Genomic DNA, 10,211 nt, shown 5'->3' with positions numbered 1-10,211 from the left:
CTCGTTGGGGATCTGGTGGCTATGCTTTTTTTCTTCTGGTAACTATAAACAAGATTAATTATTCGCTTGTTCGTATTGTTTCCGCGAACTACTTCTTTTTGTCCAAAGTCCAAAATATTACCAAGCCGTTAACAGTGAACCACTCACCGCAGTCATTACAAATAACCAATTAGCGCCCACACCGTTTGAATCAGCTAGGAGTTATGTAGACAGGATTCAGTCTGATGAATACTTCCAGGCAATTAACCACCAACTCGCTGACCGAAAGTTCATGGAACAGCGATTAGAAAGGGCAGAGCAACGGGCGAGGGCCAGTGAGAAGGAACGACAACGGCTAGAAGAAATTGTGTGATCGCTGGAATTGAAAACCCAACAACTGCGCGACTTGCCCTTAGAGGATGTCGCCTGGGAGTTGGGGCTACACCATGAGGAAAAAAAATGGAAGGGTCACGGACACATCATTAATATAGATGGGCCCAAATTCTATGACTTTGCTCCCGAACACTCCAAAGGCTCAGGCGGTGCGATTGATTTGGTAATGCACGTTAATCAGTGCAATTTTCGGCAGGCGGTTGTCTGGTTAGATGAGCGATTCGGGTCAGCTGGCGTAGAACGTGCAGCGATCGCTCACGTTAAGAACAGAGCGGCTGACATTATCTAGACTGAACCACGTTCCCAATTCGCCCCACCTGTTGAAGATAAAAGCAATTGGACTGCCGTTGAACATTACCTCAATCAATTTCGGGGCATTCCCTCTGATTGTGTGCAAATGCTTCATAACCAGGGGCTAGTTTACGCTGATCAGCAACAAAATGCTGTGTTCGTCATGCGAAATCTTGATGGTCAACGTAACGGTGCATTCCTAAGAGGAACTAGGGGAGAGAACAACACTTTTAAGGGATACGAGAAAGGAACCAAACGCCGCTCTTGCTGGTTTTACTTCCATTTGGGGGGTAAAGCTAATGATTTTACCTCAACAGCGATTCTATGTAAGTCCCCCATCGATGCTATTTCAAGAGCCATGCTGGAATATCTTATCAGGGGCGATGTCCCACCCGAAAGAACAGTTTATATGGCTATTGATGACATCAAGAGCTTACCACTTGAGCGATTGCAGAAAGTTCCTAATATACTGGTGGCGTTTGGTAACGATAAAAGCACTGATGCGGTGGCACAGCGTGTATTAGAACTAATGCCACAGTCCCAAATCAAAAAATCTCAGGCACATGATTGGAATCAGCAGCTACTTGATTATGGGCAGCAGTTGAGGCAACAGCAGCAACAGCAACGCCAGCAGGATGATGAATTGAGTCTTTAATTAAAAGCCTTTTTGTAGTGCTGATGTAGTTTTTCTAGCCGTGAAAAACACATTGAAACAATGCTATAGCAACTGCTACGGTGATACCTATTACTAGGAAACCAGGTCACTACCTACCATGAGGCTGAAAGGCACTAAAGCTAAAGTCCGTATGCTGCTTTATAGGGCTCCTTTACGGCTGGTTCTGATTCTTCCCTTTGTTTTACAGATTGTGATCGCCGTTAGTATTACCGGGTGGCTTTCTTACCGAAATGGAGAGCAGGCAGTCAACGATCTTGCAGCCCAACTTAGAGGTGAAGTGGTTGCTCGAATTCGTCAGCATTTAGACACTGAGCTTGCCACCCCCCACCTGATCAACCGTACTAATTTAGAACTCATCCGCACTGGTGAACTGAAAACAGATGATTTTGCCGCTTTAGGAACCCATTTTTGGCATCAGCTTCAAACGTTTAAATCGACTAATACGGTCTTCTTTGGTAATCCTCAAGGGAGGTTCATCGCAGCGCAACGGCTAGACGATAATTCACTTATTTTTATTAAAAGAGAATTGCCTCCTGCTGAGGCTAAAGTTTATAACGCAAGCACACAGGGGAAGCTAGCAGCATTTAAATCAGTGATTTCAAATTTTATTGACGTGCGAAAGCGCCCTTGGTACAAGGCTGCGAGCATCAGAAGAACTCCAACGTGGGGAAATATTTTTGCACTCCAAATCAGACCAAGCATTGATCTACCTGCCAGTACTCCAGTACTCAACAGTAACAGAGATTTGCAGGGTGTTATAGGTAATAATTTGGCATTGGGAACCATTAGTGAGTTTCTTTACAGCCTCAAGGTTGGGCAATCTGGACAGACGTTTATTCTAGAGCGAAATGGTGAATTAGTAGCTAGCTCTACTGCACCGCAACCTTTTTTAATTGGGAAAGATGGTAAAACCAAGCGGATGACAGTAGCAACGAGCAATAATGCCGTGCTTCAGACAGCAACTGATTATCTTCTCAAACAATTCAGTAATCTAAAGGGGATTAATACAACAAAGCAGCTTCGGTTTTTGATAGACCGCAAACCGTATTTTATTGAAGTTTTTCCTTATCAAGATCAGTGGGGACTTGATTGGCTCATCGTTGTTGTTGTGCCAGAATCCGATTTTATGGGACAGATTCACGCCAATACACGCACCACTATTGTGTTGTGCATCGGCGCGTTGGTGATCGCCACCTACTTCGGTATAATGACCACCCGTTGGCTGACTCGCCCCCTGTTGCAGCTCAATTATGCGGCAAAGGAAATTGCCCAGGGGAACTTTCAGCAAACGATCACTGCTGATCGCATCCGTGAAGTTAAAGAGCTGGCAAGCTCATTTAACCAGATGACGTTACAGCTACAGAAATCTTTCACGCAGATGAGATCACTAAACCAGGCACTACTAGAAAGTGAAAGCCGCGTGAAGCAATTTCTAGAAGCATTACCTGTAGGTGTTGCAGTCCATAACCAGGCTGGACATTTGACTTACGTAAATCGCATTGGGCAAAGGCTGCTTAACATTAATCAACTTCCCAATACCGAAAAGTGGAATCTCATCGATACGTTTCAACAATATCGAGCTGGCACATCGCAGCCTTATCCGCTTGAAGACCTGCCAGCGATGCGGGCGCTTAGGGGTGAAACGGTTCAAACAGAAGATATTGAAATTCATCGAGACAATCGGGTGATCTCCTTAGAGGTATGGGCAACGCCGATCTTTGATGAGCAGGAACAAATCGCTTATGCAATCGCCGCTTTTCAAGACATCAGCAATCGCAAACAAACAGAAGCACAGCTGATCTACAATGCGCTACACGATGCTTTGACCGATTTACCTAATCGCAATTTGTTGATGGAAAGGCTGGAACTCACAATCAATCGAGCCAAGCGTGTGGATGGGTACCATTTTGCCGTTCTGTTTATGGATTTAGATCGCTTCAAAGTAATTAATGATAGTTTAGGACATCTAGTAGGTGATCGTCTGCTGATTAGCTTTGCCCACAAGCTCCAGGAGAGCATTCGCTCTACCGACCTGGCAGCGCGTCTGGGAGGTGATGAATTTGTCCTTGTGCTGGAAGAAATTAAAGGCATTCAAGAGGCAGTTAAAACGGCTGAACGTATTTTCGCTGAACTGCAATCTCCTTTGGTGCTAGAAGAGCATGAGGTCTTTATAACCACCAGCATTGGCATTGTTTGGGGTACGAAAGATTACGAGCAAGTCTCTGACCTAATTCGCGATGCCGATATTGCGATGTATCGAGCTAAAGCCCAAGGCAGAGCCAGATATGAAATTTTTAATGCACAAATGCATACCCAAGCGATGAAGCGGCTGCATCTAGAAAACGACCTCCGCAAAGCCCTGGAACGTCAAGAATTTCTTGTTTACTATCAGCCGATCATAATGTTAAACAATGGGCAACTAGTAGGATTTGAGGCATTAATTCGCTGGCAGCACCCAACGCGAGGACTCGTTGCTCCTGGAGAATTTCTGACGGTGGCTGAAGAAACAGGGCTAATTGTCTCCATAGATAGTTGGATGCTCCATACAGCCTGTCAACAGCTTGCAGCGTGGCAAAGAGCGTTTAGCAATACCGCTTTGAAGATCAGCGTTAATCTCTCAGCCAGAGATTTTTTGGGAATTCATCTTCTGGATGAAGTGGAACAAGCTCTGGTGAAAGCAGGCTTAAATAGCAGTTGCCTAACCCTAGAAATCACTGAAAGTATGTTGCTCGACAATGTGGAGGACACGATTAAGCTGGTCGCCAGCTTAAGAGAGCGAGGTGTTCAAATCAGCATTGATGACTTTGGTACGGGATATTCTTCGTTAAGCTACCTTCACCGTTTGCCCATTGACTTTTTGAAAATTGATCACTCTTTTGTGAGCAATATGCAGGTAAGCGACAAGAACTATAAAATCGTTTCAACGATTGTAACGTTAAGCAACCAGTTAGGGTTAGAAGTGATTGCCGAAGGGATCGAAACGTTACAACAAATCGAACAATTGCAGCGCCTCGGCTGTAAATTCGGACAGGGTTATTTCTTGTCTAGACCTTTACCGCCGCAGGCAGCCGAAGCTTTGCTCATGAGAAACACCTTTCTCTAATGGGGGTATGAGAATCATTAGAACAGAAAATCTATACCATAACTGAATAAATGAATGAATGAACTAATCATAGTAGCCTCCCAAAAAATCTTTTTTGTAGTCTTTATGTAGCAATTTAGTAGTATTTCTCAATGGCTGTGACTAAAAAATCAGTTTTGACTCAAAAAACTTTCTGCCAATTATGGCGTACTGTGCGTCAGGAAATGATATTAATTTTTGGCTGGAGCATAATATCACTACGACATTTAAAAATGCAGAAATTCTGGCATTTTCCATTGATTTGCCATTACTGTGCCATACCCATGCCAAAATTGAGCCAGTTTTAAACCTAATTCTCAATAGTGATAATTAGTTGAGAAATGAATTTTCACTCCTTCCATTCATTTGCCATTGAGATGCCATAATGGGAGTCAATTTTTGATAATACATAAAGAAGCCAAAATTAAGCCATTGAGGTAAGTTTTTAGTTCGTATACGAAGTTTTTTTCGACGAACTCTCTAACGTTTACCAATTTGTGGCAGTCAAAAAGAATGACGATATGTGGCAGTCAAGAAAAAGATGAAATTGATAATGAGCATTTAAGTTATTTTGAGTATTTTAACTGATTGACAAAATACGCTTTATCTTAACCTCTCACCGATGCTTCCTCCCTCATCTGTAGAATAAAACTGTTGGGCATAAAAACGGGCATAGCGTCCTTCCTTAGCCAGGAGGGAGGTGTGAGTACCAGCTTCAACCAACTGTCCTTGTTCTAGTACGAGAATGCAGTCAGCCCTACGAACGCTGCTCAAGCGATGGGCGATAATAAACACGGTACGGTTTTGCATCACTCGCTCGATCGCTTCTTGAACTAGTGCTTCTGACTCCGAATCTAAGGCAGAAGTAGCTTCATCCAGGATGAGAATTCGAGGATCGTTGACAATCGCTCTGGCGATCGCTAATCTTTGGCGTTGTCCTCCCGATAGGTTAACTCCACGTTCGCCTACCCAAGTATGATAACCCTGGGAAAACTGGGTGATAAAGGAGTGAGCGTTGGCAATCTTTGCTGCTGACTCAATCGCTGCTAAATCTAATTTTTCCTGACCGTAACCGATATTTTGGGCGATTGTTCCCGAAAAAAGGGTAACATCTTGGGGAACAATGCCAATTTGACGGCGCAGGCTAGTGAGTGTAACGTCGCGGATATCAATATTATCAACCAGAATGTGACCCCTCTGAGGGTCATAAAAGCGAAGTAAAAGGTTAATTAATGTCGATTTGCCCGCACCAGAAGAACCAACCAAGGCAATGACATCACCAGGAGAAGCGTCTAGGCAAAGATCCTTGAGTACTGGCTGGTCGGGATTGTAGGCGAAATCGACGTGACGATACTCTACCTTGCCCATAACTCGTGGCATTTCCTTTGCATTGGATTTTTCGCTGAGGCTAGGCTGCTTCGCCATCAGTTCAAAGATGCGTTCGACGGAAGCTTCGGTCTGTTTGTACTCGTTGTAATTGCTAATCATCATGTCGATTGGCTGAATCAGTAAAGCCACAGCAGCTAAGAAACTGATAAACCCTTGAGATGTCAGCTGATTCTGAGAAATCTGCCATCCTCCCAATAAAAATAGCAGCATAATACTAACTGCTTCCAAAAAACCGACAACAGGAAACTGAATGGATTTGAGTTGTTGAGTGCGATACTGAGCCTGACGATTGGATTCTGCTTCCTGATTGAATCGCTTCACTTCATACTCTTGTGCCGCAAAAGCCTGAACCACACGAATACCGCCAAATACTTCAGTTAGCAGTGCTGACAAATTGGAAACCTGATTTTGACTCTGGCGAGATAGCACGAGTAATCGCTGACCAAATCCTCCGATCAACCAAGCCATCAAGGGAGCCAAAATCAAACCTGTAAGCGTGAGCGGCCAATTCAGGTAGAGCATGTAAAGCGGAATCACAATTAACTGCAAGAGATTGGAAAGAAACTGATGGGATAACTTGTCAACAATCTCCCCTACCCGGTCGATATCTTCAGTTAGGCGATAAGTGAGGTCTCCCGTCTGTGTGGTTTCAAAGTAATCCAATCCGAGTTTGTGCAGGTGAGCGTAAACTTGCTTACGCAAGTTTAAAACCATTTCCAGAGCAGCAGCTATCATAAAGACATTCTGCCCGTATTGACAAAACCCTCGAACCAAAAATACTAAAGTGGCTAGTCCGAGCCAGTAGGCAATCTGGGTAACATTTCCCTGACCAAGAAACAAAGCGACCTTACCTGCTAAATAGGGTATTGCTAGGGTGAGCAACACAAACCCTAAAATACAAGCCAACCCCCGAACTAACCGCGGCCATTGGGGCCAGAGATAAGGCAACAGTTGCCAGTAGCTAGAGCGGACTTTCATAGTTCAATTCTGTATGCTTATATTGTGCTAGCGCTGCAAAGTATCCCTTCCATGATTTATCCAACAATCTCAAAACTTGTTGTGCAACCTTGGCAGATAAACTTTTGTACTCTTGAGGCTGTATTAACTTGTCCATCTGATTGGAAGATGGCACACTATGACCATAAATAAATGATTACCAAATGCAATAATTAGCAACTTTGCACAAGTTTTAGCAGCATAAGACATAACATCTTTTTGCCCCCATACTAGATGTTTTTTTTTTAATAACTCGCTGTAGTAACTGCATTCTGTTATCCTTACCTTCATTATTGAAATTTGGCAGTAGCAGTAATTTCTACTAAGTTTCTCCTAAATAGGTTAGCAGAAGGCGGGCAATTCTCTCAGATGCACCGGGCAAGCCAAATCGCTCACGGCCATTTACTTTGCACTTAGCGAGGTAGTCTGAATCTTGTAAAGTCTCGACTACTCGTCGAGCTGCTTGCTTGAGAATCTCAGGAGTTGCTGGCTTGGTGCCGATGGTTTGGGCATTTGTGCCCAACAGCCGTGTTTGCGCTTCTGCAAATTGATAGGTAAATTGAGGGCCCTCTCCGGGAATCTGGATGATAGGTTTCCCGATCGCTACAGCTAGCTCCACTGCCAACCCTGCCATACCAATGACGAGAGTAGAGTAACATAGGATGTCGCTGAAAGCATCTGAATAACATCTCACTTCCACAATTGGTGATTCGTCAGGAGAATTTCCTGGAGGAGAATAAGTGAGTATGCCTTCAGTTAGTTGCCAACCTTGACCTTTGGCGATGTCGTCTAGTTGCTTCATCAAATCCGGTATCAAGGCTGCACGAAACTGTAATCCTGACTCAGGCATTATCTTGGCGATTTCTACCACTAGTTGCAACTGCAAACAAAAATTTCGCGCGGCTTCAGGCATCCGTGATCCTGGTAGGAGAGCGATCGCTCTCTCGTCCGGTTTCAGGTGCAAGTCTTTGCCAGTAGGGACGAGCCAATCTAAAGCCGGAATGCCAGCCAACTGAGCTTTAGTTAAACCTTGCCGTTGGAGATCATAAGCTGTATAGGATTCTTTGGTGAAAACTGCCAGACATCTGGAAGAATTAAGGTCATGCCACAGAAGCGGATTGAGCCGTAACCGCCCTTCGTAGAGGGCAGAAAGACAAGAGATAAAGGAGACGAAGGGGCGCTTTGTTAAGTAAGCAAATGTCTGGGAGACAAAATCTCCAGTAGCCATAATCAAATCGCAGTCGGGAGCATACTGCAACACTGCTTGTAATTGTCGCCACGTTAACCCAATCAATCCCGATTGAAAATCTTTGAGCAAATAGAGGCGCTTCATATAAAAGAATCCTCCAGAGGGCATCGTTTGGGTCGGACCAATAATAGGAATGTTCAAGTTGCGGTAAGCTTTACCTTCCCCCACAATCGGCATTGCTGCCATCTCCAGAGAAGGACACAATTGGCGCAGGGTCTGAATAACATAAGAGGTATGGTTGTCCTCTCCGTGGCCGTTACTGATAAATAAGATTCGCTTAGAGGGCATCTTGGGATTTGGATAGGTCTAAAATGCTTGGTGAGATTTTTACCTACATTGGCTGAGTAGGCCAAAGAATAAAAAGAACTGAGGTAGTGTCGCAGAACGGAATAAAGGATTTTTAGTAATTGGAGACTGGATTTAAAGCTACCGTAAGCCGTTGATTGACCTCTTTCAACCCGTAAAAAATAGACTACTTTTTTATAGCACTATGCGTCGTGCCTTATTACAGGTAGATTATCGGGACTTAAACAAAACAAAAAAGTCTCACAGATACCATCCGTGAGAGGTTCAGGTAATTGCACTTTTGTCAATAAGATAGCCTAACCGCACCAAAAGCTGAATTGACGCTCCCACTAGCTCTTTTACTGTTGGCGATTTGCGATCGCCTGTAGTCTGTTTTGGCCAGAGCGTGATGGCGTAACCGTCTGATGGAAGCGATCGCCAAAAAAAAACACCCTACTGTACCCAATCACAGTAGAGCGTCCCTTCATGACACGTATTAACCTAAAGGAGATATACTCCAAAAGATAATTTACAGTTTATTTTTATACATCAGTGTAAGTACCACCTGCCAAAATTGCACAACCAAAGGAAGAGATTGGCTGGCTTGCCAAAACCGATGCCCAGGTGTGGGGGAGCAAAACGACCTTAGCAGCTGTAGAAAAAATCCGCAGGTCTTATCAGGCAATCTGTTTATATAACGATACTGTGGCGACTGGAGAGGGCGATCGCCTAGCAATTACTAACCAAGCACTCAGGGATTTATCAGGCTGTAACGGTTTGCTGGTACGCGATTGGATTGAGCAGCACAAAGATGGAGTGATTAGCCATAACGCGAAATTCGGTATGGAGAACAAGAAAGACCCCAGTAACCCTGCCAGCTATGCCAACAAGGGTAAGGACACAGATAAAATTCTGTTGCTGATAAATGAAGAATTTCTAAGTGGGGAAGGCTTTAAGGCAGGGAGAAACTAATCGGCGTAAGGAGTAGGCGATCGCTTTGGGAGAAATAGGTTTGGGAAATCGTAGTTTCTATAACCTATACCCATTTACATGAACTATAACCCTATACTTGCTGGATATGCACCCGCAGTTATATAACCCATTCCAAAGCCTTCCATACAATCTAAAAGGTTAGAAAATGTCTAACATTCATCGCGTCATATTACATTCCTACATCACCGTTACACACGGTTGTAGGTTTTTCTTTAATCTCCCCAACCCGTTACACCGTCCCAACCTTCAGAGTTTACTTATGAGAATCTCGCTTATAAGAAATCATCTTTTCATGAGTAAATAAACTATAACCTCACACTTGCTGGATATCCACCCGCAGTTATAAAACCCATTCCAAATCCTTCCATACAATCTAAAAGGTTAAAGAATGTTAAGCATTCGCAAACTCCTTTCCTACATCGTCTTTATGCACGGTTGTAGGTTTTTTTCAATCTCCCAACCCGTTACACCGTCCCAATCTTCCGAGTTTACTTATGAGAATTTGGCTTACCAGAACACCAGTTCTCATAAGTAATCTACTGATCGCGCCTTTCTTTAGTTGCACAGCCCAAATTAGCTGCAACCCTTATGCAGTAGGATTATTGGGTGTCAAATAATATATCTGCTTGACTGTCATAAAATCCTTAGAAAGTAAGTTTTTTATAGCACTGGTAAGCAAACAGCAGTACGCTGAGAACCAATTCAAGTCTAGCCTTGGGTGTGAGAGATTTAATACCGTCAACGCCTGCGGTTTTCTTGCCTTGGTTATCCTGGGTTACTTTGCGGACAGATATAGCCTTGGCTGACCAAGACCTCATCAGTGTTTTTTGGAGTCGGCG

7 protein-coding genes and 1 pseudogene are annotated in these 10,211 nt (G+C 43.9%); 5 read left to right on the top strand and 3 right to left on the bottom strand.

The genetic code is table 11. The features are described 5' to 3' along the window. Nucleotides 1-361: 361 nt before the first annotated feature. From H6G97_RS53640 to H6G97_RS37615, 4 genes and pseudogenes are all read left to right on the top strand, one after another. Nucleotides 362-661 (top strand): hypothetical protein, encoded by a 300-nt coding sequence (locus H6G97_RS53640; RefSeq protein WP_242055829.1) that lies wholly within the window; start codon nucleotides 362-364, stop codon nucleotides 659-661. Nucleotides 662-736: 75 nt separating this feature from the next. Continuing rightward, nucleotides 737-1,318 (top strand): annotated as a pseudogene (locus H6G97_RS53635) (DUF3991 domain-containing protein); the annotation flags it as partial. A 151-nt stretch (nucleotides 1,319-1,469) separates the two neighbouring features. Then, the gene (locus H6G97_RS37620; RefSeq protein ID WP_190945797.1) at nucleotides 1,470-4,442 is read left to right on the top strand and encodes a bifunctional diguanylate cyclase/phosphodiesterase; all 2,973 of its coding nucleotides are present in this window, start codon (nucleotides 1,470-1,472) and stop codon (nucleotides 4,440-4,442) included. Nucleotides 4,443-4,623: 181 nt separating this feature from the next. Further along, nucleotides 4,624-4,794 (top strand): hypothetical protein, encoded by a 171-nt coding sequence (locus H6G97_RS37615; protein ID WP_190945796.1) that lies wholly within the window; start codon nucleotides 4,624-4,626, stop codon nucleotides 4,792-4,794. A 269-nt stretch (nucleotides 4,795-5,063) separates the two neighbouring features. On the opposite strand, the gene H6G97_RS37610 is transcribed toward H6G97_RS37615, so the two are convergent. Both H6G97_RS37610 and H6G97_RS37605 read right to left on the bottom strand, forming a co-directional pair. Continuing rightward, the gene (locus tag H6G97_RS37610) at nucleotides 5,064-6,827 is read right to left on the bottom strand and encodes an ABC transporter ATP-binding protein (RefSeq protein ID WP_190945795.1); all 1,764 of its coding nucleotides are present in this window, start codon (nucleotides 6,825-6,827) and stop codon (nucleotides 5,064-5,066) included. Between the two features lie 340 nt (nucleotides 6,828-7,167). Continuing rightward, entirely contained in the window at nucleotides 7,168-8,382 is a 1,215-nt protein-coding gene (locus tag H6G97_RS37605) for a lipid-A-disaccharide synthase-related protein (protein ID WP_190945794.1), read from the bottom strand. Between the two features lie 621 nt (nucleotides 8,383-9,003). On the opposite strand from H6G97_RS37605, the gene H6G97_RS37600 reads away from it, so the two are divergent. Then, nucleotides 9,004-9,351 carry a hypothetical protein gene (locus H6G97_RS37600; protein ID WP_190945793.1) on the top strand — a complete coding sequence of 116 codons (348 nt, stop codon included), beginning with the start codon at nucleotides 9,004-9,006 and terminating at the stop codon, nucleotides 9,349-9,351. 665 nt (nucleotides 9,352-10,016) lie between these two features. Here the strand turns inward: H6G97_RS37600 and H6G97_RS37595 are convergent. Then, a partial coding sequence (locus H6G97_RS37595) for a reverse transcriptase N-terminal domain-containing protein (protein WP_190945792.1) occupies nucleotides 10,017-10,211 on the bottom strand: 195 nt, incomplete at its 5' end.

It is taken from the genome of Nostoc flagelliforme FACHB-838, assembly GCF_014698065.1.
Classification (GTDB): Bacteria; Cyanobacteriota; Cyanobacteriia; order Cyanobacteriales; family Nostocaceae; genus Nostoc; species Nostoc flagelliforme_B.
The sequence above is the reverse complement of the archived record's forward strand: the minus strand, read 5'-3'. Positions and strand labels throughout refer to the sequence as shown.